The sequence below is a fragment of the Robertmurraya kyonggiensis genome (assembly GCF_005116465.1).
GTDB classification, from domain to species: Bacteria; Bacillota; Bacilli; order Bacillales; family Cytobacillaceae; genus Robertmurraya; species Robertmurraya kyonggiensis.
Map to the genome: position 1 here is coordinate 290,870 of NZ_SWBM01000001.1, position 26,235 is coordinate 317,104.

Below are 26,235 nucleotides of genomic sequence, written 5' to 3' on the forward strand. Positions count from 1 at the left end.
ATGCATAAATATTAATTAACTAAAATAAATATACAAAAGATTTTGAGGTGTATGATGTGAAGGGATATTTACATTTACAAAGTGGGGATATATACGAAGGGGATTGGGCAACTAGTAACCCAACTCAAAATATAGATGGAGAAATCGTCTTTTATACAGGAATGACTGGCTATCAGGAAGTATTAACGGACCCAAGCTACAAGGACCAAATCATTGTTTTTACGTATCCGTTAATCGGAAACTACGGAATTAATGAGGACGACTTCGAAAGTAAACAGCCACATGTTGCTGGGGTTGTAGTTTATGAGGCGAATAATGAATCATCTCATTATCAAGCAACCTACTCACTACAACATTATCTAGAAAAATGGAATATTCCTTTGCTTTCTCATATTGATACAAGAGCAGTCGTTAAGAAGATACGTCATCAAGGCTCCATGCCTGCAAGTATGACGTTGGAAAAAGAAGTAAATGAAATGAATAATGACCATTTGCTTGAAGAAAAGGTTCCAAACGTTTCAGATAAAAATATCAAAACATACGGAAGTGGAAATAAGCATGTTGTGCTTATGGACTTTGGGACAAAGAAGTCAATTCTTTCTTCTCTCCTTGAAAAGGGCTGCAAAGTAACTGTTGTTCCTTATGATACTTCTTTTCAAACAATAGAGAACCTAAATCCGGATGGTATTCTCCTTTCAAATGGACCAGGGGACCCGAAACAATTAAGCAATATTCTTCCAACTATCAAAAAACTCTTAGAGAACTACCCAACACTTGGCATTTGCTTAGGCCATCAGCTTGTAGCACTTGCGATGGGTGGAGATACGAAAAAGCTTTTGTTTGGTCATAGAGGAGCAAACCATCCCGTCAAAGATGAAAAGAATAATGTTGTATTTATGACTTCGCAAAACCATAGCTATGTGGTTGATGAAGAGAGTATAAAAGGAACAGGACTTATGGGGAGGTTTTTCAATCTTCATGATAAGTCGGTGGAAGGTCTGAGTCACAAGCATTTGCCAATCCAAACGGTTCAGTTCCATCCAGAAGCTAATCCAGGTCCTTGCGAAGGAGCTTATATTTTTGATGAATTTTTTCAAATGATAAATGAACCGAAGAGGAGTGCCGCGCTTTATGCCTAAAGATTCTACCATACAAACCATACTAGTCATCGGCTCCGGACCAATAGTCATTGGTCAAGCGGCTGAGTTTGATTACGCAGGCACTCAGGGCTGCATCGCTCTTAAAGAAGAAGGCTATAAAGTAATTCTTGTGAATAACAATCCTGCAACGATTATGACGGATTCTAATTTTGCTGATCGAATTTACTTTGAACCATTAAAGGTTGATGTTTTAGAAAAAATCATTCAAAAAGAACGTCCAGATGGAATTCTTGCCACTCTTGGAGGGCAAACAGGATTGAACCTTGCCTTTCAATTAAGTGAACAAGGGGTTCTTGAAAAGTACGGTGTGAAAATGCTCGGAAGCTCGATTGAGTCAATAAAAAAAGGTGAGGATCGGGAGGAGTTTCGTCAGCTCATGAAAGATTTAAATGAGCCTGTTCCTGAAAGTGAAATCGTTCATTCTGTTGATGAAGCATTAGCTTTCGCCCGAGTAATTGATTTTCCGATTATCGTTAGACCTGCTTACACCCTCGGAGGTACCGGTGGTGGGATTGCTATTAATGAGTACGAACTGAAACAACTTGTCTCAGGTGGACTTCAAGAAAGTCCTATTCATCAATGTTTAATTGAACGAAGTATCGCTGGGTTTAAGGAAATTGAATATGAAGTTATGCGAGATGCTGCAAACACTTGTATTACGATTTGCAATATGGAAAATTTCGACCCGGTTGGCGTTCATACAGGGGATTCGATTGTCGTTGCCCCGTCTCAAACATTGACAGATGAAGAATATCAAATGCTTCGTGCAGCAAGCATCAAGATTATCTCTGCGCTTGGCATTATTGGTGGCTGTAATATTCAATTTGCCCTCGATCCAAAGAGCAAAAATTATTACCTCATTGAGGTAAATCCAAGGGTAAGTCGTTCTTCAGCACTTGCGTCTAAAGCAACCGGATACCCAATTGCAAGAATGGCAGCAAAGCTTGCTGTAGGTTATTCGCTAGACGAAATTATCAATCCGGTAACAGGTGATACATTTGCGAGTTTCGAGCCAGCTCTCGACTATGTAATTGTGAAAATCCCAAAATGGCCGTTTGATAAATTTTCTACGATAGAACGGAAACTTGGTACGCAAATGAAGGCAACAGGCGAAGTAATGGGAATCGATCGGAATTTTGAGCGTGCTTTACTAAAAGCAATTCATTCTCTTGAGATCGATGTACTTGATTTACAGCTTTCTGGATTTGGAGCCCTTTCGGAACAACAGCTAGAGGAAAAACTGTTGGAACAAAATGATGAACGCTTATTTGTTTTACTAGAGCTAATACGCCGAGGTAAAGAAATCAGTGAGCTTCATGAACAAACGGAGATTGATCTGTTTTTCTTATCTTATTTGAAACGATTAGTTGATTTAGAAAAAGAAATTTCTTCAGTCAACTTAGAACTCGTTACAAAAGATAAACTCCAGTTGTATAAGGAAAAAGGGTTCAGTGATAAATACTTAGCAAATGCATGGAATACTACCGAGAAAACAGTACGTGGCAAACGAAAAGGCTTAGGTATTATCCCGTCTTATAAAATGGTTGATACATGTGCAGCGGAGTTTGCGGCTAGATCGAATTATTATTATTCAACGTACTTTGGAGAAAATGAGCAATTCCCATCATCAAAAAAGAAGGTACTCATTATTGGCAGTGGACCGATTCGAATCGGTCAAGGAATTGAATTTGATTACTGTTCCGTTCATGGAGTATTCGCGTTAAAGGAACAGGGAATTGAAACGATTATGATCAATAACAATCCAGAAACGGTGAGTACGGATTTTGCAACAGCAGATAAATTGTATTTTGAACCACTTGTGATAGAGGATATCCTTAACGTGATTGAAGCGGAGAAAATTACAGATTGCATCATCCAGCTTGGTGGGCAAACAGCGATCAATCTTGCTAACGAACTAGAACAGTATGATGTTAATATTTTAGGAACAAAGTCGGCGACGATAGATGTGTTAGAGGATAGAAAACTTTTTTATCAGCTATTAGAACAACTTGATATCCCTCATTTACAAGGAGATATCGTTAACAATCCAGAAGAATTGCTTTCCGTAGTTGAAAAAATTGGCTTTCCTGTACTATTAAGACCGTCATTCGTTATCGGTGGAAAAGGAATGGAGACAATTTACAATAAGGAAGAACTCGATAAATATATTGAAAGCGGCCATGCGCGTTACCCATTTTTGGTCGATGAATTTCTTCATGCTGTTGAAGCAGAAATCGACTTGGTAACAGATGGTCAATATATTGTAGCTCCAGCAATCATGGAGCATATTGAAAAGACAGGTGTGCACTCAGGCGATAGTATGTCAATTCTTCCAGCACAGAACTTATCCGAATCTGTGCAGCAAAAAATGCTCGATTACGGCAAGAAAATTTCCCAACATCTGCAGTATAAAGGACTTATGAATATCCAATTTATCGTGAATAACGATAACGTATATGTGTTGGAGGTAAACCCGCGGGCTAGTAGAACGGCTCCGATTGTAAGCAAAGTGACTGGAGTTCCTCTTGTGCAAATTGCGACAAAAATATTGCTTGGGAAATATAATTTGTCGAAATACGATGAAGAGAAGAATTTAATGAAGCTTCCATTTGTTTGTGTGAAGTATCCTGTTTTTTCAAATTTTGCGTTAAAAGGACTAGATTCCAAGGTTAGTGCTGAAATGAGATCAACAGGTGAAGGCATCTGTCTCGGTGCAACAGTGGAAGAAGCTTTAAGAAAAGTATTCCACGCTGCAATTAAACCAAGTGGGAAAATTGTTTTGAATGAAGACATGGAATTGAAAATTCTAGATGGGCATTATCCAATTGTTGTGAGTGAGGATGAAAGTTTGCTTACTGACGAGACGATTGCTTATTTCAATACCTCACTGCTCCCTGGAGACAAAAAATTAAGGGAAATTGCAACGAAAAAGAGAATTATGACTTTTACAGAAAAAGAGAGCTTACTGGCATTTTGTCAGGCGTTGACTGTAAAAGACTTTGAAGTAAATGCAATTGAAGATTGGCACTTATTATTGAGAGAGGACGTGACGATTTGATGATAGCAGTTAAAGATATACCACACGAATTAAATATAAAGGGGAAGGACCTGCTCACGTTAGCAGATTATTCTTCTGAAACAATAGAAGGCTTACTTGACTTAGCGATTCAACTAAAAAATGCTCATTTATCTGGGGAAGAAACTCCATTTTTAAAAGGGAAGATTCTAGGGCTGATTTTTGATAAGCCATCAACTCGTACGAGAGTATCTTTTGAAGCTGGGATGCTTCAATTGGGCGGTCAAGTCATCCATCTAAATGGTCAGGAACTACAGCTAGGAAGAGGAGAGCCAGTCTCTGATACGGCAAAGGTATTATCTCATTATATTGATGCTGTTATGATCCGTACGTTCTCTCACAAAAAAGTGGAAGAATTAGCAGAGCACGCGACAATTCCGATTATTAATGGATTAACGGATCTCTATCATCCTTGCCAAGCGTTGGCTGACCTTTTGACGGTTATCGAAGTGAAGGGAAGTCTTAATGGGATTAAGATGGCCTACATTGGAGATGGCAACAATGTGGCGCATTCCTTAATGATTGCAGCGGCAAAAACTGGCATGAAATTAGCAGTGGCTTCTCCAAAAGGCTATGAGCCAAATGCTGTTGTGTTAAGTAAAGCTCAGGAATTTGCTAAACAAACAGGAGCAGAGATCATTGTGACGAACAGCCCGAGTGAAGCAGTTGTCGATGCTGATGTGATTTATACAGATGTCTGGACAAGTATGGGCCAAGAAGCAGAAAATGAACAACGCTTAAAGGATTTCGAAGGATATCAAGTAAATGAAGAACTTGTAAAAGGTGCGAAGGACGATTTTATGTTCCTTCATTGCTTGCCAGCGCATCGTGAGGAAGAAGTGACTGCAGCCATCATCGACGGTAAACACTCCTACGTCTTCCAACAAGCAGGCAATCGCCTCCACGCCCAAAAAGCATTGTTAGTCGAGATACTGAAATAAAAACGAGCCTGCCTTTCCCTGGCGTGTATAAAGATATTCAAAAAACAAAGGACCTTAAAATGGTCCTTGATTTTTTCCAATTTAAGTATTATTATATGAACAATATTAAATTGCATATCTAGTTCAGCGTTGAAAAGGACATGGATTATTCATCGTTTCTTGGTAGAGAACAGGGTCATAGGCTGAAAACCCTGAAGAAAAGTGAATGGTCTACCACCTTTGAGCTATTATGGGGAAATGGATTAATCAAAGTATCTATAATCGGGAAATCCCGTTATCTTTCTGAGCATAAAACATAGATTATGTTTTTATGGAATCAGGGTGGAACCACGACCACACTCGTCCCTACTATGGGGAAGAGTGTGGTCTTTTTTTATGAAATTTAACAATTAAGTGTAGAAAAGGACATGGATTATTCATCGTTTTCTTAGTAGAGAACGGGGTCATTGGCTGAAAGCCCTGAAGAAAAGTGAATGATTTACCACCTTTGAGCTATTATGGGGAAATATATTTATCAAAGTATCCATAATCGGGAAATCCCGTTATCATATTGAGAATAAAGCATTACTTATGTTTTATGGAATCAGGGTGGAACCACGACCACACTCGTCCCTACTATTGGGAGGAGTGTGGTCTTTTTTATATTATTTAAAATCAGGAGGAATTAAAATGTCTAATCAATTAGAAGCAGAATCAAGAAATCATCGAAAGTTAGGTCAAGAGTTAGAGCTGTTCACTTCTATGGAAGAAGCACCAGGCATGCCCTTTTTCTTACCAAATGGAATGGTGGTTCGTAATGAACTTGAAAATTTCTGGAGAAGAAAACACCAAAAGGCGAGCTATCAGGAAATTAAAACACCGATTATGATGAAACAGGAACTTTGGGAACAATCAGGTCACTGGGATCATTATCACGAAAATATGTACTTCTCCAATGTTGATGAACAAAACTACGCGATAAAACCAATGAACTGTCCTGGAGCCATTTTAATATTTAACAATAAACGGAGAAGCTACCGTGAGTTGCCTATCCGTTATGCAGAGCTTGGTTTAGTTCACAGACATGAGCTTTCAGGTTCTTTAAATGGACTTTTGCGGGTTCGTTCCTTTACTCAGGACGATGCACATTTATTTATACGGCCTGACCAGATTGAATCAGAAATTGATAAAGTTCTCGAGTTAATTGATGAGTTCTACTCACACTTTGGATTTGAATATAAGGTGGAGTTATCTACTCGTCCAGAGGATTTCATGGGCTCCGAGGAAATCTGGGATCAAGCTGAAACAGCATTGGAATCAGTTTTGAAGCATAAAGGGGTGAACTATCAGCTAAATCCAGGAGATGGAGCGTTTTATGGTCCTAAAATTGACTTTCATATCTTAGACTCACTCGGCAGAAGCTGGCAATGTGGTACTGTCCAATTGGATTTTCAAATGCCGGAAAAGTTCAACTGTAGTTATGTTGGAGAAGATAATAATTTGCATCGACCTGTAATGATTCACCGAGCCATATATGGATCGATTGAACGGTTTATGGCCATTTTAATTGAACATTTTTCTGGAGAATTCCCTCTATGGCTAGCACCAGTTCAAGCTAAAATTATCCCGATTTCAGATACACATGCTGTATATGCAGAAAAGGTGAGATTCCTATTGGAATCAGCAGGATTACGCGTAGAAGTGGATTACCGGAACGAGAAGATGGGACTGAAGATTAGAGAAGCCGAAAGGCAAAGGATTCCTTACATGCTTGTAATCGGAGATAAAGAGGTTGAAAACCAATCTTTAGCAATAAGAAAACGTAAAGATGGAAACCTAGGTGTTTTGAGTATAGAAGAAGTTGTTAAAAGGTTTAAAAAAGAAATTAAACCTTCGTAAATGAATGAATAAGGAAATTAACGGTAATGTATATTGAACTTTATCTCAAGTACTAAGTTGATTGGAGCGGAAGGCACGAGACTCCTGCGGGAGTAGCAGGTCAGCTAAGACCCCACAGGCGCAGAAGGCGCCGAGGAGGCTTAGCGACTGCCCGCGGAAAGCGAGTGCCTGGAGCGGAAATCAACGAATCGTCAATACAAACAAAACATTAGAAAAATGAACAATGACTTCATGAAAGCCTTCCAAAAGGAAATACTAACAGTAACCTCAAGGAAAGGAGATTGATTATGGGACAACAACATCGATTCCGTGCAGGACAGAAGGCGCCTAACAATGGTATATATATGGAAATAGGCGAAGAGGGAGACGGGGTATTACATCCGAAAAAAATCAAATTAAAAGCTGGAGACCGCTTCCCGGAAAACTCTAATCACAATCGCCAATGGACCTATAAGTCAAAGTTCAAATAAAAAAAACGAATTTTTGTACACACTAAAGCCATCCTTTAAATAGGGATGGCTTTACTTATGGAATAAATAGGATATAATAAAACTAAAGGTCAAAAAAGGTCAAAGGAGAAATCAATGTGGATTTAAATAAAATGACGGAACGGCTCCAAGCAGCAATTATGAGTGCTCAATCCCTTGCAACTTCAAACCAACATCAAGAAATTGATGAGGTTCATTTGTTTTTAGCATTGATGGAGCAGGACGATAGCTTAATTGCGGCAATTCTGGAAAAGGTCCACCTCCCTTCACAGACATTTTCCGATGAACTCAATCGTTTGCTTCAGAAAAAACCACAAGTATCAGGAAGTGGCATCGAGCAAGGCAAGATTTACATCACAAACAACTTACAACGATTAATGGCAGAAGCTGAAAAAGAAATGAATCTCTTTCAAGATGAATTTCTATCTGTTGAGCACACGCTACTTGCAGCAGCAAAGCTTCAGCAGTCAAACATAAATGAAATACTAAAACGATATCAAATCACTTATGAAGGATTACTACAAGAAATAAGAAATATTAGGGGGAATCAAAGGGTGACATCACAAAACCCTGAAGCAACATATGATGTTTTAAAAAAATATGGGCGTGATTTAGTTGCAGAAGTTAAAGCGGGCAAAGTAGATCCAGTAATCGGTAGAGACGGTGAAATTCGCAATGTGATCCGTATCCTTTCAAGAAAAACGAAAAACAATCCTGTTCTAATCGGAGAGCCAGGTGTCGGAAAAACAGCAATAGTTGAAGGACTTGCTCAACGTATAGTCAGAAGGGATGTTCCAGAGGGATTAAAGGACAAAACCATTTTTTCATTAGATATGAGTTCTCTAATTGCTGGGGCAAAATTTCGTGGAGAATTTGAAGAAAGATTAAAAGCGGTTCTAAATGAAATCAAGAAAAGTGAAGGAAAAATACTTCTCTTTATTGATGAGCTCCATACGATCGTTGGGGCAGGGAAAACAGAAGGCGCAATGGATGCGGGCAATATGCTTAAACCAATGCTTGCACGGGGTGAGCTCCATTGTATTGGTGCCACGACATTAGACGAACACCGAAAGTATATTGAAAAGGACCCAGCCTTAGAACGACGTTTTCAGCAGGTGCTTGTTCAAGAACCAGATGTGGAGGACACAATTTCAATTTTACGAGGATTAAAAGAACGATTCGAAATACACCATGGTGTGAATATTCACGACCGTGCACTCGTCACAGCAGCGACTTTGTCTGACCGATATATTTCGGACCGGTTTTTACCAGATAAGGCAATCGATCTCGTTGATGAAGCATGCGCGATGATTCGAACAGAAATTGATTCAATGCCAACTGAGTTAGATGAAGTAACAAGACGCGTGATGCAGTTAGAAATTGAAGAAGCTGCTTTGCAAAAGGAAGTAGATGAACAAAGTAAGAATCGTCTTCAAACTTTACAAAAAGAGCTTGCTGATTTAAGGGATAAAGCTAATTCCATGAAGGCCAAATGGCAGGCGGAAAAAGAAGGCATTCATAAGGTTCAAGAAAAACGTGAACTTCTCGAAAAATTACGTAGAGAATTAGATAAGGCGGAAAATAACTACGACCTAAACAAGGCAGCAGAACTTCGCCATGGCCGTATTCCTACGCTAGAAAAAGAATTAAAGGAACTAGAAGAGGAAGTTAGTAAGCAAACGGGAGAGCGCCTTTTACGGGAAGAAGTAACGGAAGAGGAAATCGCCAATATTGTTGCAAGATGGACAGGGATTCCTCTTGCCAAGCTTGTAGAAGGTGAAAGAGAGAAGCTGTTGCGATTAGAGAGCATCCTACACGAACGGGTTGTCGGTCAAGATGAAGCCGTGCAATTAGTTTCAGATGCTGTCTTAAGGGCGAGAGCTGGGATTAAAGACCCGAATCGTCCTATCGGCTCGTTTATTTTCCTCGGCCCAACTGGTGTCGGAAAAACAGAATTAGCAAAAGCATTGGCACAATCGTTATTTGATAGTGAAGAACAAATTATTCGTATTGATATGTCTGAGTACATGGAAAAGCATTCGGTATCAAGACTTGTAGGGGCTCCTCCAGGATATGTAGGATATGAAGAAGGCGGACAGCTTACGGAGGCTGTGCGACGCAAGCCATATTCAGTCATCCTGTTAGATGAGATCGAAAAAGCGCACCATGATGTATTTAATATATTGTTGCAGATGCTTGATGATGGGCGTGCGACTGATTCACAAGGACGTACGGTTGACTTCAAAAATACAGTGATTATCATGACTTCAAATATCGGTTCACACTTTTTATTGGATGGACAAGGTGAGAGCGAAAGCATTTCAGAAGAAGTAAAAGATAACGTCATGTCCCAACTTAGAGGCCATTTCCGACCAGAATTCTTAAACCGTGTCGATGAAGTGATTATGTTTAAGCCGCTGACATTAAATAATATCAAAGAAATTGTTATGAAGTTGATAGCACAATTAAAAGAAAGATTATCGGATCAACAAATTGATTTGAGCATAACAGAAGAAGCAAAAGAATATATTGCAGCAAATGGATTTGATCCTGTTTATGGAGCTAGACCTTTGAAGAGATTTATCCAACGAAATGTTGAGACCCTTTTAGCACGGGAAATCATTGCAGGAAAAATCGGAGAAAATAGTACTGTACAGATAATTCTTGAAGAAGATACAATAAAAATTAAGTAAAGCAAACATAAAAAAAGTCATCCTAGTATTTTCGAACAGGATGACTTTTTTACACCTATTAATGAGTTTCGTGTCCGCTTGGCTCGTTCGGTAGGATAGCAGGGGCGATCAAAATGATAATCGTTGCTATTACTGCCATAACGGCACCTGTTGTAAAATTAAATTCCGTTCCCATCATAGCGCCTGCTACATAGGTTAACATTTGAATTAGAGCGAATGTCCAGAAAAAAGTCCAAAAGTATTTCACCGTATTCACCTCTTACTATTTAACATCCTTTTCATTCTACCATAGGGAATATGATTGTTAAAGTGAAACTTGATATATAAGCTACTATATCGCTTACAACAATCCGGAAAAATAAATAAAATTTGAGAAAGAAATCATCCAGAACTAGGCGAATTCCCTTACACTTTAATGTTCCCGTCATACATTAATAAGAGTAAAAATTGCTAAAGGAGTTTTTCGTATGGAGCACCGAAACTTTAAACTGGATACCGAATGGAATATGATTCATTATCCCGAAAAACCTACTGGTTTCGGTATCCTCATTATTGGTGATGAAAGGCATTTTGTTGATGAGAAAACTAGCTTTTGGACGCAAAACGAAGGAAAATCAGCACTTATCTCAAGGTTGAAGAAACAGGGCTACACCGTTTTTTATTCGAATTTGTATGGGAAGAATTGGGGCAGTGACAAAGCGGTTCAGTTGGCTAAGCGCTTATACGAATTTGTAATCCGAACAGAAATTATCAATAATAAAATCCATCTATTTGCTGAGGGAATGGGAGCATTAGTAGCTCTTAAGCTGCTAGAAGAAATGAAAGGGAATATCCGCTCTGTTGTATTGTTGAATCCGGTTCTATCTTTAAAATATCATCTAGAACAGGAAAAAGAACATAAATTTTTCTATAAAAAGCTTCTTAAGGAGCTTTCCTCTTCTTATAATACGGAAAGCAATCAGATTGTTGAAATCATCAGTAGTCCTGACGATGACAGTCCACACTTAAGCTCGGATGTTCCGTTGAAAATTATTCATGTGCTTGCTGGTAATCGAGCATATAAACAGTCCAATTTGTTGAAAAATCTGTCGGTAAAGTGGAAAAATGAGCAGACACCTGTCACAATCACATATCTTGTTCCAGAAAAAAAAGAACGCTTGGATTACTATTTGGTCAATTTTATGAAAGAGAACGAAAGAGTTCTGTAATAACGACGAATCGACATGAATGGAAATAATCAAGCCTCCCTGAGCATAGGATGAATTAAGAGTTTGCTCGAGGGGGGCTTTTTTGTCATGGGAACAACTTATATTATCGGAGCTTTTGAATTTTTAGGGTTTCATTTTTGTGAAAAGATTTTAGATGAGGGAAAAGAAGTTGTCGGTATTTGTTTTGTCTCTAATAATGATACTTATTTAATAGAAGAAAAGCGATTACATATCGGGAGAAATGCAAATTTTTCGGAATGTGACCTGCTAAAGTTAGATTTAGAGAATATCGATTCTTCTAAAAATGTATGGATCGTAGATTTTTATGATTTTTTTGTAAGAGACAGGGAAGAGCAAGTCTTCAAGAATGAAAGCTTGAACCATGTTTTTGAGCAATTAGACAAACACAAGAACAAAATTGTTTTACTACTACCTATTTCGCTGTTTTCACAATCCATTTTTCAAGAAGAAAAAGAGCAGTTACAAAATTGGCTCGGAACGTTCGAGATACCTGTTCAAGAAATCTATTTGCCTACCATTTATGGTCCATGGCAGCCGAAGGAATTTCTTTTTCACCAAGCACTGTCTGACGAAGGTAAACAATGGAATTATACGATTCGGGAATGGACTGGCGACGCTATCTATGTAGAGGATATGGTCACAGAAATTTTGCGAATTATCGAAGAGGGAAATGATAAATATCTTTTAATAAGTAAAGAGAAAGAGCAATGGAAACAGGTTGCAGCTCAATTGAAGCTAGGACATCAGCCAGTTGATGAACAGAATATTAACTTTGATGGGATGAAAAAATTCGTAGAGCCGTCCATCTCGATTGAACAAGGGCTAGAAAAGCAAAAGCGAATGATGGAGTCCTTACGATTTGAAGAATAAATTTTTTGACATGAATTCTATATAAAGAAAAAAAACTTTTCAATTTTTCACGATAAATGTAGAATTAAAGAGATATACCGATCATACTAGGTAGAAAGAGCCATTATATTATTTTTTTTGAAAGGCGGAAAAAGAATGAAAAAGAGATTAGGACTGTTCGCGATTATTCTTTTATGCCTTTATACATTATCAGCATGTGGACAACCCTTGTCTTCAGGGAAATTGAAAAAAGCGGGGTTGTTAGTTACCGAAAGCGTAAATGATCAAGTATGGGGGACCAAGGGCTATAAGGGAATGCTTAAAATCCAATCTCATTTTGATGTGGATGTTTATTATAAAGAAGGGATCAATTCACAGGTTATTGCTGAAAGAGCAGTCAAAGAATTTGATCAAAAGGGCGTTAACTTAATTTTTGGCCATGGGCAGGAATATGCCGATTATTTTAATAAGCTTGCAGAGCAGTATCCTCATATTCATTTTGTTAGTTTTAACGGAGATGCTACAAAAGAAAATACAACCAGTTTAAATTTTGATGCGTATGCGATGGGATTTTTTGGCGGTATGGTAGCAGGTCACATGACAAATACTAATAAATTAGGGATAATCGCAGCATATGAATGGCAACCAGAAGTAGAAGGCTTTTATGAAGGGGCCTTATATCAAAATAAGGATGTTGATGTAGACATCCAATATGTTTGGCAGTGGGACGATGATAAGCGTGCTCTCGATATTTTAGATAATATGCTTAGAAAAGATATTGACGTTTTCTATCCTGCTGGTGATGGGTATAATGTGCCTGTTATTGAAAAGATTAAAGAAAATAATCTCTTTGCAATTGGTTTTGTCTCAGACCAGTCCGATTTAGGAGAGTCAACAGTATTGACGAGTACTGTTCAGCATGTTGACACCCTTTATGAATTAGTGGCTGATGAATTCATTAAGGGAAAGCTTGACTCTGGAAACCTTTCCTTCGATTTTCAAGAAGATGTTATCACTTTAGGAAAGTTTAGCCCTCTAGTGGACGAGGAATTTAAGAAATCCTTGAATGACATGATTGAAACTTATAAGAAAACTGGAAAGCTCCCTAATCACGAAGATTAAGAAAAACTGCCTGTCGCTGTTGATAGGCAGTTTATTTTTTTTGCAGAAATTCTAACAGTACAGGTTTAATTTTTTTGAATAAAGGCTTCAAGTCATTTGCAGAGGTCATTAATGTATCGAAGTGCTGCATCATTTCCATATAATCAATATTTTGCAGGCGTTCTCCAATGAATGGAATTTGATTGATTGGATTTTCTTCTGAACTCTTAGTTCGTGACGTGCGCTTTCCAAATAACCAGTCACGTTCCTCTTGTTCAACAGGAACTGTATCATCTTCCTTTTCATCAAAACGTTCTCCAAACATAAATTTTGAAATGGGATCTTGGTAGGGCTTGTTGTCCTTTTCCATTTCAAAGCACCTCCTATAGGTAAGGCTGTTCTTATAATTAAAGATCCTAATAAAATCCTTTCATTATAGATTATGACTTAGCGTAGTTAATGTATAGACAAACGTGGAAATATACTTATTGGAGAAGTGGTAATTTAAAAAAAGTTGCAGTTAAAACATTCTCTTGTTAAAATAATTAGTACCAAGTCATAATAATTGATAATAAAATGAAAATAATATATTTTATAAACCACGAAGGGTGTTGACTTTATGAATGCGGGTGTAATTGGAATAGGTAGATTTGTGCCTGAAAAAGTTGTGACAAACGCTGATTTTGAAAAAATTATGGATACTTCTGATGAGTGGATTAGAACTCGTACAGGGATTGAAGAGAGAAGATTTGCAGATGATCAAACAGACACATCTGATTTAGCTTTCAATGCAGCAAAAAATGCGATCAAGAATGCAGAAATTTCTCCCGAAGAAATTGGCTTAATCTTAGTTGCTACGGTAACACCGGATGTTCCGTTCCCATCTGTTGCATGTAAAATACAAGAACGACTAGGTGCGAAAAATGCAGCAGCAATGGATATTAGTGCGGCTTGTGCAGGTTTTATGTACGGAATGGTAACGGCAAAGCAGTTCATCGAAGGCGGAGCATATAAGTATGTTTTAGTGGTTGGTGTAGAAAAACTATCGAAGATTACTGATTTTGATGATAGAGGCACTGCAGTGCTTTTTGGAGACGGAGCTGGTGCAGTTGTCATGGGAAAAGTTTCTGGAGACCGTGGAATTTTAGCATTTGAGTTAGGAGCGGACGGTACAGGAGGAAAACATCTCTATCAAGACGAATATATTATTATGAATGGACGAGAAGTGTTTAAGTTTGCGGTTCGACAAATGGGAGAAAGTAGTGTTAATGTTTTAGAAAAAGCAGGACTTACAAAGGAAGATGTGGATATGCTAATCCCACACCAAGCGAATATTCGAATTATGGAAGCTTCTAGACAACGTTTGGAGTTACCAATCGAGAAGATGTCGAAGACGGTTCATAAATATGGGAATACATCTGCAGCTTCAATTCCGATCTCAATTGTAGAAGAGTTGGAAGCCGGTAAAATTAAAGACGATGATGTTCTAGTGATGGTAGGCTTCGGTGGAGGTTTAACCTGGGGAGCAATCGCATTAAGATGGGGTAAATAAACAACAGATTTTTTGAGCAAAGGAGATTGTTACTATGACGAAACGAAGAGTTGTTGTTACTGGAGTAGGGGCTGTTACACCTCTAGGAAGCAACGTTGAGACAACCTGGAACAATATTATTAACGGAGTTTCAGGAGTAGGGCTATTAACAAGATTAAATCCAGAAGAGTATCCAGCAAAGGTAGTTGCTGAGATTAAGGATTTCAATGTAGAAGATTATATCGATAAAAAAGATGCTAGAAAAATGGATCGTTTCACTCACTACGCTGTGGCAGCTTCATTAATGGCGGTAAAGGATTCAGGGCTTGACATTAATGAGCAAAATTCTCATCGAGTAGGTGTTTGGATTGGTTCAGGAATTGGTGGAATGGAAACATTTGAAAACCAATTTGAAACTTTTTTAGATAAAGGATATCGAAGAGTAAGTCCATTCTTCGTTCCAATGATGATTCCGGATATGGCAACTGGCCAGGTTTCTATTTCATTGGGAGCAAGAGGCTTCAATTCTTGTACAGTGACAGCTTGTGCAACAGGTACGAACTCGATTGGAGATGCTTTTAAAGTAATCCAACGTGGCGATGCTGATGCAATGGTTACTGGTGGCGCTGAGGCTCCAATTACAAGAATGGCAATGGCAGGATTTAGTGCAAACAAAGCATTGTCTACAAACCCAGACCCGCAAACGGCGAGCCGTCCATTTGACTTAAATCGAGATGGTTTTGTTATGGGAGAAGGAGCAGGAATCATTGTTCTAGAAGAACTGGAGCATGCATTAGCTCGTGGGGCTAAAATCTATGCTGAAATCGTTGGTTATGGTGCAACAGGGGATGCTTATCATATTACAGCACCGGCACCAGGCGGTGAAGGTGGCGCGCGTGCGATGAAGATGGCAATTGAGGATGCTGGACTTACGCCTTCTGATGTAGGCTACATCAATGCCCATGGTACAAGTACAGACTACAATGATAAGTTTGAAACTTTAGCAATCAAAGAAGTGTTTGGGGAGCATGCTTATAAGGTGCCTGTTAGCTCAACAAAATCGATGACGGGTCACTTGTTAGGTGCTGCTGGTGGGGTTGAGGCTATTTTTGCTGTAATGGCGATTAAGGATTCAATCCTTCCACCAACCATTAATTTGGAAACTCCAGATCCAGAATGTGATCTTGATTATGTTCCAAATCATGCAAGAAAGCAGGAAGTTAATGTTGCTATCAGTAACTCATTAGGTTTTGGTGGACATAATGCAACCATTGCTTTCCGTAAATATGAAGGATAATTGAATATAAGCAGAGGCTCTCCCGAAAAGGTAATATAATGACCTTTTCGGGAGGGTCTTTTTATTGGGGATTGTTTGGTTGCTGAGATGATGCTTATTCTAACATGAGTTTGCGGACAAAGATATTTGCACGCCAAGATGTGTGTGATTCTGCCCGAGTTGACTGGCAAAGGGTAAATGCACGCCAAGATGCGAGTGATTCTGCCTGAGTTGACCGATAAATGATATTTGCATGCCAAGATGCGAGTAATTCTGCCCGAGTTGACCGCCAAATGATATTTGCACGCCAAGATGTGTGTGATTCTGCCCGAGTTGACTGGCAAAGGGTAAATGCACGCCAAGATGCGAGTAATTCTGCCCGAGTTGACCGCCAAATGATATTTGCACGCCAAGATACGAGTAATTCTGCCCGAGTTGACCGATAAATGATATTTGCACGCCAAGATGCGTGAGATTCTGCCCGAGTTCACCGCCAAATGATAAATGCACCCCATGATGCTGCAGAAAATCTCTCAGATGGATTAATAACTCCAAGAACTATTCCATATTCACTTTTCCTCCACAATCCTCATACATTAATGTAAAAAAATGCTGGCTGGAGGTTGTGTTGATGGGAGTAATCGAGACGAATGAATGGCTAAGCCGAGAATTTGATCAACCGGAAAAAAATATTGAAAGAATAAAGGAAGACCCGGAGGATTTTTACTCATACTTGCAACAATTCGGGATGTACAAGCCAAACCTAAGAACTTGGGAATACTTCAAACAACTCAAAGAAGAAAATATCTGGAAGAAGGTAGAGAACCTCCATAATGAATACCGAAAAAAATGGAATGGTGTTGATATAGAAATCTATATTTTTCCGAGTCGTTCAAATAACAAAGGTGGGGTCTCATTTAAGGAATCGATGTATTTATTTGTACCACCGTTGGAGGACCTGAAAGAGTTAGAAGCTTTGTTTATTCATGAATACCATCACGTGTGCAGATTAAATCGGCAAAAGAAGAATGAAAAAGATTATAAACTTCTCGATTCAATGGTATTAGAAGGCTTAGCTGAGCATGCTGTTGAGTATTACTGTGGAACAGAGTATCGGGCAAAATGGTGCGAATATTACACAGAAAAAGAATTGGGGAGTTATTGGAATAAACTAAAGGGAGATATTCTTCAAACAAATAGAAAGGATAATCTTCACGACCGTATTCTTTTTGGGCGAGGTGGGTATCCAAAGCTTCTTGGATATGCCCTCGGATACTACCTTACGAGAAGAAATAATTTCGAGAATAATAATTTTTCTAGAAAAATAAATTTTTATTCGACTCCCGAATATTTCATAAATAGTAATAAAAACTCCAGAAATCCCATGGATTAAACGCCTTTGCAAGAACACTTTGATTTTTTTAATAAATAGAAATTTGGAAATTGTTAAAAATATCTTGCGATTTTAATAATTTTGTAATAATATTTTAATAAATCAATTGAATTTACAGAATAATTGAAAATCAAATAAAAACGAGCCTTCAAGTTAAGTTCTCTTCATCTAGTGTTGAATCAACATAATAGATTCAGTGCAAGTATGAGATTCACGCTCCGGAGGGGTTAGGAGGATTATTTTGAGTGAACCAATTTTAGAAATCAATCATTTAACAACATCCTTTCGAATCAAGGACGAACATTATGCAGCTGTTGATGATGTTTCTTTAACAGTAAATAAGAATGAGCTACTGGCAATCGTTGGAGAGTCAGGATGTGGCAAGAGTGCCTTAGCTTTTTCAATTATGAGATTACACAATCGTGCCAAAATTGAGGGCGAAATTAAATTTAAAGGTCAGAATATTACGGAATTTAGCACATCTCAATTGAATGCTTTACGCGGTAAGGATATGGGAATGATTTTTCAGGACCCATTAACAGCGTTAAATCCTCTTATGATGATCGGTGATCAAATTGGTGAGATTTTACTGATACATAATAAGACCCTTTCAGCGAACAAAAGAAAAGGAAGAGTTATTGAACTTTTAAATAAAGTAGGAATCCCTCGTGCTGAGCATGTGTACAATCAATTCCCACATGAACTATCAGGCGGAATGAGACAAAGGGTTGTCATTGCGATGGCAATTGCGAATAATCCAGAGCTACTTATTGCAGACGAACCGACAACAGCTCTAGATGTAACGATTCAATCGCAAATTCTTGACCTTATGAAGGAACTTAAAGAAGAGTCGCACGCTGGCGTTATCCTCATCACCCATGACTTAGGTGTTGTTGCAGAGATGGCAGACAGAGTAGCGGTTATGTATGCAGGGCAAATTGTCGAAATAGCTGATGTGTATACACTGTTTGAAAATCCATTACATCCATACACTCGTTCTCTATTAAACTCTGTTCCTACTGCAAATGAGGAACAATCGAAGCTACACGTGATTCAAGGGGTTGTCCCATCTTTACAGAATCTTCCTCGTGAAGGCTGTCGTTTTAGTGCAAGAATTCCATGGATTTCTGAATCAGCCCATGAGAAAAATCCTGTATTACACGAGGTAAGCCCAGGTCATTTTGTGCGCTGCACGTGTTACAAGGATTTTCATTTCCCTGATGGTAAGAAGGAGGATAAGCACCATGTCATTTCTTGAAGTTAACGATTTAAAGGTTCACTTTCCAATCCGTGGGGGATTTTTTGGGGGAACGCAAGGCTATGTTAAAGCGGTAGATGGCGTGTCTTTTTCAATCGAAAAAGGAAAGACCTACGGTTTAGTTGGGGAATCAGGTTCTGGGAAAACGACTACCGGGCGCGCGATTATCGGATTAAATAAGATTACCTCTGGGAAGGTCCTCTTTGATGGACAGGAAATTAACGATCTTCATCGTGCGAGCAAAGATATCAGAAGAGATATCCAAATGATTTTCCAGGATCCCTACTCGTCTCTTAATCCGAAAAAACGAGTAAGTGATATTATTGCTGAGCCTCTACGAAACTATGAAAAGTTAACGAAGGGCGAAGAGCAAAAGAGAGTTCAAGAATTAATAGAGTTAGTTGGTTTAAGCCCAGAAAGTAGTGTGAAATATCCTCATGAATTCTCTGGTGGGCAAAGGCAAAGGATTGGGATTGCTCGAGCAATTGCACTAAAGCCGAAATTAATTATTGCGGATGAACCAGTTTCTGCGTTGGATGTTTCGGTACAAGCCCAGGTGTTGAACTTCATGCAGGATATTCAAAAGGAATTAGGATTAACCTATTTATTTATAAGTCATGACCTCGGTGTCATCAAGCATATGTGTGATGAAATTGGAATTATGTATAAAGGAAGATATGTAGAGTCAGGAACGAAGGAAGACATCTTCAATAACCCTCAGCATATTTATACGAAACGTCTCGTTGCAGCGATTCCAGATATTAATCCAAGGAACCGTAGTCAGCATCTTCAATTTCGTCAAGAAGTCAAAAAAGAATATGAACAGTCATTCAATAAATACTTTGATAGCGAGGGCTTAGCCTATCAATTGCAGCCCGTATCTAACACACATCTAGTGGCTTTGCCTGAGAAAGGTTGAATGTTATGTGGAAATTTACTTTACGTCGAATCGTAACCATGATACCGCAAGTACTTTTACTTAGTATTATTGTTTTTGTTCTAGCAAAAATGATGCCAGGGGATGCCCTAACGGGAATGGTTGACCCGAATGTTGACCCTAACACCATTGCTGAAAAACGTGAGGCCCTTGGATTGAATGATCCATGGTATGAACAATATACAAGATGGCTAGGTGGCGTATTTCAAGGTGATTTAGGACAATCGATCCATTTTAAAATGCCAGTATCTGAATTAGTATGGCAAAGAATTGTCAATTCATTTTGGCTTTCAGCCTTCACGTTAGTTCTAACTTATTTAATTGCCATCCCACTTGGGATCACAAGTGGTCGATATAATGATTCTTGGGCAGACCGTTTAATTACAGGGTACACGTATGTCGGCTTTGCGATGCCAATCTTTATTTTTGCACTTGTGATGCTTTGGGTATTTGGCTTTTACTTAGACCTTTTCCCAACAGGTGGAAGTATCCAACCAGGCATAGAACCAGGTACGTTTGAATACATTATGAGCAAGATTTATCATATGTTATTACCTGCTCTATCGATGGCTCTGATTACAACAGTTTCAACCGTACAATATCTACGAAGTGAGATTGTTGATACAAAGCAAAAGGATTTTATACTTACAGCAAGAGCCAAAGGAGCTTCTGAGACAAGAGTTTATAATCGTCATATTTTAAGAAATTCACTGTTACCGATTGCTGCTTTTCTCGGATATGAAATTACTGGGTTAATTGGGGGTTCGATATTTATTGAGAACATCTTCAGTTATCCAGGTATGGGGCAATTGTTCTTAAGTTCTATTAGTCTACGTGATTATAGTGTCGTAACATCTCTTGTGTTGTTATTCGGAATGTTAACGATAATTGGAGGATTGTTATCCGATATCATTTTAAGTCTTGTTGACCCACGTATTCGTATAAAATAAGCATCTGTAAACTGTGAGGTGATTCAAAATGGAAACGAGCAAGATTGAGCTCAGTAATGTTGAAGGCGACAAGAATCTAAATGCAACGAAAAGTCCATCTGGATGGAAAATTATCGGACGTGAGATTGTACGTGATAAATTAGCTTTATTCTCGTTAATACTGCTAACTGTCATTATCATTTTAGTATATGGGGTATCCCTATTTCTGAATCAGGAGGAAATTGTAACGGTTGATTTGTTTTCCATTCATGAAAAGCCTTCTGAAACACATATACTGGGTACTGATTACGGCGGACGCGATGTATTTGGACAATTAATTATTGGAACACGTAATTCACTCAGTATCGGCATTTTAGTTACTGTTATGACCGGAGTTATTGGAATTATTTTCGGATTAGTTGCTGGTTATTTCGGAGGAACTATCGACAATATTCTAATGAGAATTCTCGATTTCTTTATGGTTCTTCCTTTCTTAATGATTGTAATCGTGTTTGTTGCGATTGTACCGAAGTATAGTATTCTATCATTCTCATTAATCATGACTGCCTTTTTGTGGATGGGGATTGCCCGATTGATTCGCTCCAAGGCACTGCAAGAAAAAGAACTAGACTATGTACAAGCATCGAAAACGCTAGGTACTTCAAATTTGAAAATTATGTTCACTCAAGTACTGCCAAATTTAAGTTCGTTAATCATCGTTACGATGACATTGAATTTGGCAGCTAATATTGGTCTAGAATCTGGTCTATCTTTCTTAGGTTTTGGATTTCCAGAGAGTACTCCAAGCTTAGGAACACTAGTATCTTATGCAAGAAATCCGCAAACTTTGGAATTTAGATGGTGGGTTTGGGTACCTGCATCCGTACTTATTTTAGTATTGATGTTAAGTATAAATAATGTCGGACAAGCATTAAAGCGTGCGACCGACGCAAGACAAAGAAGAGGATAAAGGGGAGGCAATTACAATGAAGAAGGCAAAATTCAGTAAGCTTCTGTTAGCTGTAATGCTAGTATTTTTACTAGTATTAACTGCTTGTACAGGTGGCGACAAGGAAACTTCCAAAGAGTCCGACGGCGCTGACAAGAAGACAGAAGAAAAAGAAGATGGGTTATTTTCTGTCGATGATTTTAAGCAAGTTAAGACTAATGAAGGGGAAGCTATCGAAGGTGGTAATTTAAACTTCGGTTTAGTTTCAGATACTGCATTTGAAGGAACTCTTAACTGGAACTTCTATTCAGGGGACCCTGATGCGCAAATCCTTACTTGGTTTGACGAAGGGTTATTAACATGGGATGAAAACTATGTTTATACAAATGATGGTGCTGCAACTTATGAGCCACAAGAAGCAGTTTCAGAAGCAGTCCTTGCTACTTTACCTGCAGACCAAGCTACTGAAGTAGCTGAAAATGGTGTAACAATTAAGTTCCAAATTAAAGACAATGTTAACTGGCACGATGGAGAGCCCGTTACAGCTGAAGACTGGGCCTTTGCTCACGAAGTAATTGCTAATAAAGATTATGATGGTCCACGTTATGGTTCTGATTTCACAAACATCGTTGGTGCGGAAGCATACCACAATGGGGAAGCAGACAAAATCTCTGGTATCGAAGTATTAGATGATAAAACATTACAAATCACTTATATCCAATCTACTCCATCTCTTGTAACTGGAAGTATCTGGTCTTACCCACTAGCAAAGCATATCTTTGGCGATATGGCAGTAGCGGATATTTCTTCTTCTCCAGAAGTACGTGAAAAGCCGATTGGTTTTGGTCCTTTCATCGTAGATAGTATCACTCCAGGTGAAGCAGTAGTTTTAAAGAAGAACCCAGACTACTGGCGCGGAGAACCAAAACTTGACTCTGTAACAATCAAAGTTATCAATCCTAACGTAGTAGTACAATCATTGGAAAAAGGCGAAGTTGACTTAATTAGTTCATTTAACGTTGACCAGTATCCAGATAACGCAGATATGGCTAACGTTGAATATTTAGGTAAAGTTGACCGTGCATACACTTATATTGGATTTAAATTAGGTACATGGGATAAAGAAGCTGGCGTAGTTAAACCAAATCCAGATGCGAAAATGGCTGATGTAAATTTACGTAAAGCTATGTGGCATGCTGTTGATAATGATGCAGTAGGTAATGAATTCTATCATGGTCTTCGTTGGAATGCGACTACATTAGTTCCGCCTTCACACCCTGAATTCCATGATGATACAAATCCTGGATTAACATATGATCCGGAAAAAGCGAAGCAATTATTAGACGAAGCTGGATACAAAGATGTTGATGGTGATGGTGTCCGTGAAGATAAAAATGGTGAACCATTAGTTATTAACTTTGCTTCTATGTCTGGTGGGGACACTGCTGAACCACTAGCACAATACTATATCCAATCTTGGGCTGCTGTAGGATTAAAAGTTGAATTATTAGATGGCCGTTTACAAGAATTCAACTCTTTCTATGAGAGAGTAGGACAAAACGGTGATGATGATCCAGCAATCGACATCTACCAAGGTGCTTGGGGTGTAGGTATTGACGTAGACCCTCGTGGATTATATGGCCGTGATGCAATTTACAACTTCTCTCGTTATGCAAGTGATAAAAACGATGAGTTAATGGCTAAAGGTGTTTCTAAGGAAGCATTCGATGTAGAATACCGTAAAGAAGTTTACAAAGAATGGCAACAATTTATGGTTGATGAAGTACCAGTTTTCCCAACATTATATCGTTCAATTATCGTACCGGTTAACAACCGTGTTCTTAACTACTCAATTGAAGAAGGTTGGGCTAACTTACACGAACTTGCTTTAACACAAGAGGAAGCTCTTAAAGCAGAATAACTATGATGAAGAAAGAGGCTCGCACTCGTGCGGGTCTCTTTTGTGTAGAAAAAGCATTTTTATGCCTAATGAGGAGAAAATGGCTTAAGGTGGTATTTTTGGGAATAAATTAGCGTTACACTGCCCATACTTAGTGACAAAGAGTTAATGAAGTGAGGGGTAGTGTCATGTTATATCTTCATGATGTATGGGTGAATTGGTTTGAAGGAGAAGAAAATGGATACAATGTATGTCACTTTCATGAATGGCGCAAGGACGACGGCGTTGAACTACTTGACCAAGTACCGCTAGTGAAAATAAACTCTCCATTATTCAATTACATAGAAAACGATTTATCTGAGTTGCCGCAGCAATTGTTGGATGATATTTATCAGAAAGCGTACTTGCGAAAAAATCATGAACGCATTCAGCTCGATTATTGCTTTATAGTAACAGACGGTGCTGGCATATTAGTAGTGGATACCATTGGTTATAACATTCCTATTCGAAAAAGTAGACTGATTCCAAGACAAGAGCAATTGGTATATGAAATGATTGAAAATCATGAGCCTGTTGACTACCAATTCAATGATGGTACGTCTCTTAAACAATTTCACATTTTATCTCCATCACCAGAATTGATGAGCGGACTAACCCGAAAGGAAAGGCAGTTAAAGCAATTATTGTTTATGGCCCTGGATCAACTTCGTGCATGTGATAATGTCGCTGAAATTCGTTACTGGCTAACAGAATGGAGTCCAGAACGTTACGGGGAAATTCAGGATTTAGAATTAGATGCAGCTTGGAATGAATTATTTGAGGAAACACAATACAGTTGGTCAAGTAAGCATGAACTTTTTTGTGAAAATATCATTAAAGGACAACCCTTTTTTGAAAAGCTATGGGAAATGGAGCATGGCCCGAAGGTAAATTAAGTAGGGATGTTGGTTAGATTGATGAATGCTCCGATAAGTACAATCAAAGAAGTCCAATTCAATCGAGAATTGGACTTCTTTTTACGTATATTAAAAATTACTTTCTCTTTCTTCCTAATCCCATTGCTTTTTCCATTTTCTTAAGCATTTTGCTAGCAACGGCATTGGCTTTTTCAGCGCCACGGTCTAAAATGGCATCTAGTTCAGGACTATCGATAAGCTCGTAGTATTTCTTCTGGATAGGCTCTAAAGCTCCGACAACAACTGTAGCTAAATCACCTTTGAAATCTCCGTACCCTTTCCCTTCGTACTCTTGCTCGATCTCAGCAATAGACTTTCCTGCAAAAATGGAGTAAATCGATAAAAGGTTTGAAATACCAGGCTTATTCTCCTTATCGTATTTCACGATTCCCTCTGAATCTGTAACCGCGCTCTTGATTTTCTTTTCAATTTGCTTTGGATCATCTAATAAAGAAATAAACGATTTTTGGTTCGGGTCTGACTTACTCATTTTCTTAAGTGGATCCTGAAGCGACATCACGCGTGCCCCTTCCTTAGGGATACGAACCTCAGGGATGGTGAAAATATCGTTATACTTCTTATTAAATCTTTCTGCGATATCTCGCGTTAATTCTAAATGCTGCTTCTGGTCTTCTCCAACAGGAACGAGATTTGTACTATATAATAGAATATCTCCGACCATTAATGGAGGGTATGTAAGTAGACCGGCAACGACTGCATCTTTCCCAGCAGACTTATCCTTAAACTGAGTCATTCTCTCAAGCTCGCCAATATAAGTCACGCATTGTAACATCCAGCCAGCTTGTGCGTGAGCTGGCACCTCTGATTGGATAAAAAGCGTCGCCTTCTCTGGATTAATCCCGACAGCTAAATAAAGAGCGGCTAGACTTCTGATGTTTTTTCGAAGCTGCGCAGGATCCTGTGGAACTGTTATTGCATGCTGATCGACAATACAAAAATAACAATTATATTCATCTTGTAGCTCTACGAATTGCTTTAATGCTCCAATATAGTTACCAAGTGTAATGGTACCGCTTGGTTGAATTCCTGAAAAAATCGTTTGCATCCTTGTTTCCTCCTATTTCTCAATTCATAAATTATACCATTTTTATAGGGAAATTTAAAATGAATAGATGTACAAAGCTAAAAGCATAACAACCGTTACCAAGATGCCATTTAATAGGAAAGGTAATACATTAAAGGAAATCATTTCGGATGGAGGAGTCATTTCTTCTATCTCAGATTTCTTCACGTTCTTACCTGCAAAGACTTGGCGGAACGATTTCGTTACCGCATCAAAAAAACCGCTTCTAATAGTAAAAAATAGTAATGAAACTAAAATGAATAAGCTCCCAATATAAAAAGAAATATTAATATAGTGGAGCAAAGTAATCTCCTTATTATAGAGAAAGGAAAGGAGGAATACAGCCGCTTGAGATGACAGAAATAATAGAATAGTTTTAATTATTTGTTTTTTCAAAATATCAACTCCATGAAAAATGTTGTTTATAAAATAACATTATACAGGAATATATTAGTTGAAACATCTGTATTTATCCTTTGAAAACATCGACTTTACAGCTTTTTACAAAATTGTAAAGATTAAATTACTAATATTTCTGTAAAATAAAATTTTTTCAAGAAAACAATTTACAAAGAAAATATTATCTGTATAATAGTCATTGTAACCA

General features: G+C 38.3%; 23 protein-coding genes and 2 other annotated features. Of the genes, 19 read left to right on the forward strand and 4 right to left on the reverse strand.

Annotated elements, in window-relative coordinates:
- Window positions 1–56 precede the first annotated feature (56 nt).
- The 6 genes from FA727_RS01525 to clpB all read left to right on the forward strand — a co-directional run bounded on the left by FA727_RS01525 (window position 57) and on the right by clpB (window position 10,236).
- On the forward strand, window positions 57–1,139 hold the full coding sequence (locus FA727_RS01525; RefSeq protein WP_136828976.1) for a carbamoyl phosphate synthase small subunit: 1,083 nt from the start codon (window positions 57–59) through the stop codon (window positions 1,137–1,139).
- Window positions 1,132–4,218 (forward strand): carbamoyl-phosphate synthase (glutamine-hydrolyzing) large subunit, encoded by a 3,087-nt coding sequence (gene carB, locus FA727_RS01530; protein ID WP_136828977.1) that lies wholly within the window; start codon window positions 1,132–1,134, stop codon window positions 4,216–4,218. The genes FA727_RS01525 and carB overlap by 8 nt, the downstream gene beginning before the upstream one ends.
- Complete coding sequence (gene argF / locus FA727_RS01535; protein ID WP_136828978.1) at window positions 4,218–5,177, forward strand: ornithine carbamoyltransferase; 960 nt, start codon at window positions 4,218–4,220, stop codon at window positions 5,175–5,177. The genes carB and argF overlap by 1 nt, the downstream gene beginning before the upstream one ends.
- 120 nt (window positions 5,178–5,297) lie before the next feature.
- Window positions 5,298–5,527, forward strand: a binding site (T-box leader).
- A 37-nt stretch (window positions 5,528–5,564) separates the two neighbouring features.
- Window positions 5,565–5,794, forward strand: a binding site (T-box leader).
- Window positions 5,795–5,846: 52 nt separating this feature from the next.
- Window positions 5,847–7,055: a threonine--tRNA ligase gene (gene thrS, locus FA727_RS01540; RefSeq protein WP_136828979.1), complete on the forward strand. Its 1,209-nt coding sequence runs from the start codon at window positions 5,847–5,849 to the stop codon at window positions 7,053–7,055.
- Window positions 7,056–7,342: 287 nt separating this feature from the next.
- The gene (locus FA727_RS01545) at window positions 7,343–7,525 is read left to right on the forward strand and encodes a YjzC family protein (protein ID WP_136828980.1); all 183 of its coding nucleotides are present in this window, start codon (window positions 7,343–7,345) and stop codon (window positions 7,523–7,525) included.
- 116 nt (window positions 7,526–7,641) lie between these two features.
- Entirely contained in the window at window positions 7,642–10,236 is a 2,595-nt protein-coding gene (gene clpB, locus FA727_RS01550; RefSeq protein WP_136828981.1) for an ATP-dependent chaperone ClpB, read from the forward strand.
- 58 nt (window positions 10,237–10,294) lie between these two features.
- Here the strand turns inward: clpB and FA727_RS01555 are convergent, their stop codons facing one another.
- On the reverse strand, window positions 10,295–10,483 hold the full coding sequence (locus tag FA727_RS01555; protein WP_136828982.1) for a YjzD family protein: 189 nt from the start codon (window positions 10,481–10,483) through the stop codon (window positions 10,295–10,297).
- Window positions 10,484–10,703: 220 nt separating this feature from the next.
- Here FA727_RS01555 and FA727_RS01560 point away from each other — a divergent pair, with 220 nt between their 5' ends.
- The 3 genes from FA727_RS01560 to FA727_RS01570 all read left to right on the forward strand — a co-directional run bounded on the left by FA727_RS01560 (window position 10,704) and on the right by FA727_RS01570 (window position 13,436).
- On the forward strand, window positions 10,704–11,444 hold the full coding sequence (locus tag FA727_RS01560; protein WP_136828983.1) for a lipase family protein: 741 nt from the start codon (window positions 10,704–10,706) through the stop codon (window positions 11,442–11,444).
- An 87-nt stretch (window positions 11,445–11,531) separates the two neighbouring features.
- On the forward strand, window positions 11,532–12,335 hold the full coding sequence (locus tag FA727_RS01565) for a hypothetical protein (RefSeq protein ID WP_136828984.1): 804 nt from the start codon (window positions 11,532–11,534) through the stop codon (window positions 12,333–12,335).
- Window positions 12,336–12,470: 135 nt separating this feature from the next.
- Complete coding sequence (locus FA727_RS01570; RefSeq protein WP_136828985.1) at window positions 12,471–13,436, forward strand: BMP family ABC transporter substrate-binding protein; 966 nt, start codon at window positions 12,471–12,473, stop codon at window positions 13,434–13,436.
- A 31-nt stretch (window positions 13,437–13,467) separates the two neighbouring features.
- Here the strand turns inward: FA727_RS01570 and FA727_RS01575 are convergent, their stop codons facing one another.
- Window positions 13,468–13,785 carry a hypothetical protein gene (locus tag FA727_RS01575; protein WP_136828986.1) on the reverse strand — a complete coding sequence of 106 codons (318 nt, stop codon included), beginning with the start codon at window positions 13,783–13,785 and terminating at the stop codon, window positions 13,468–13,470.
- Window positions 13,786–14,034: 249 nt separating this feature from the next.
- Between FA727_RS01575 and FA727_RS01580 the strand changes: the two genes are divergently transcribed.
- The 10 genes from FA727_RS01580 to FA727_RS01625 all read left to right on the forward strand — a co-directional run bounded on the left by FA727_RS01580 (window position 14,035) and on the right by FA727_RS01625 (window position 24,523).
- A complete protein-coding gene (locus FA727_RS01580) occupies window positions 14,035–14,967 on the forward strand; it encodes a beta-ketoacyl-ACP synthase III (protein ID WP_136828987.1) in 933 nt (310 codons plus the stop codon).
- Window positions 14,968–15,001: 34 nt separating this feature from the next.
- Window positions 15,002–16,243, forward strand: coding sequence for a beta-ketoacyl-ACP synthase II (fabF, locus tag FA727_RS01585; RefSeq protein ID WP_136828988.1), 1,242 nt, complete (start codon window positions 15,002–15,004; stop codon window positions 16,241–16,243).
- 221 nt (window positions 16,244–16,464) lie between these two features.
- On the forward strand, window positions 16,465–16,668 hold the full coding sequence (locus FA727_RS01590; protein ID WP_136828989.1) for a hypothetical protein: 204 nt from the start codon (window positions 16,465–16,467) through the stop codon (window positions 16,666–16,668).
- Between the two features lie 185 nt (window positions 16,669–16,853).
- A complete protein-coding gene (locus FA727_RS01595) occupies window positions 16,854–17,615 on the forward strand; it encodes a DUF2268 domain-containing putative Zn-dependent protease (protein ID WP_136828990.1) in 762 nt (253 codons plus the stop codon).
- 241 nt (window positions 17,616–17,856) lie between these two features.
- Complete coding sequence (locus FA727_RS01600; RefSeq protein WP_136828991.1) at window positions 17,857–18,873, forward strand: ABC transporter ATP-binding protein; 1,017 nt, start codon at window positions 17,857–17,859, stop codon at window positions 18,871–18,873.
- On the forward strand, window positions 18,860–19,792 hold the full coding sequence (locus FA727_RS01605; RefSeq protein WP_136828992.1) for an ABC transporter ATP-binding protein: 933 nt from the start codon (window positions 18,860–18,862) through the stop codon (window positions 19,790–19,792). The genes FA727_RS01600 and FA727_RS01605 overlap by 14 nt, the downstream gene beginning before the upstream one ends.
- Window positions 19,793–19,797: 5 nt before the next feature.
- Window positions 19,798–20,760, forward strand: coding sequence for an oligopeptide ABC transporter permease (gene opp4B / locus FA727_RS01610; protein WP_136828993.1), 963 nt, complete (start codon window positions 19,798–19,800; stop codon window positions 20,758–20,760).
- Between the two features lie 28 nt (window positions 20,761–20,788).
- Window positions 20,789–21,709 (forward strand): ABC transporter permease, encoded by a 921-nt coding sequence (locus FA727_RS01615; RefSeq protein WP_136828994.1) that lies wholly within the window; start codon window positions 20,789–20,791, stop codon window positions 21,707–21,709.
- Between the two features lie 16 nt (window positions 21,710–21,725).
- Complete coding sequence (locus FA727_RS01620; RefSeq protein ID WP_136828995.1) at window positions 21,726–23,609, forward strand: oligopeptide ABC transporter substrate-binding protein; 1,884 nt, start codon at window positions 21,726–21,728, stop codon at window positions 23,607–23,609.
- A gap of 167 nt (window positions 23,610–23,776) precedes the next feature.
- Complete coding sequence (locus tag FA727_RS01625) at window positions 23,777–24,523, forward strand: YjbA family protein (RefSeq protein ID WP_136828996.1); 747 nt, start codon at window positions 23,777–23,779, stop codon at window positions 24,521–24,523.
- A gap of 97 nt (window positions 24,524–24,620) precedes the next feature.
- Here the strand turns inward: FA727_RS01625 and trpS are convergent, their stop codons facing one another.
- Both trpS and FA727_RS01635 read right to left on the reverse strand, forming a co-directional pair.
- A complete protein-coding gene (gene trpS, locus FA727_RS01630; protein ID WP_136828997.1) occupies window positions 24,621–25,610 on the reverse strand; it encodes a tryptophan--tRNA ligase in 990 nt (329 codons plus the stop codon).
- 54 nt (window positions 25,611–25,664) lie between these two features.
- Complete coding sequence (locus tag FA727_RS01635) at window positions 25,665–26,024, reverse strand: DUF3899 domain-containing protein (RefSeq protein ID WP_158318778.1); 360 nt, start codon at window positions 26,022–26,024, stop codon at window positions 25,665–25,667.
- Between the last annotated feature and the right edge of the window lie 211 nt (window positions 26,025–26,235).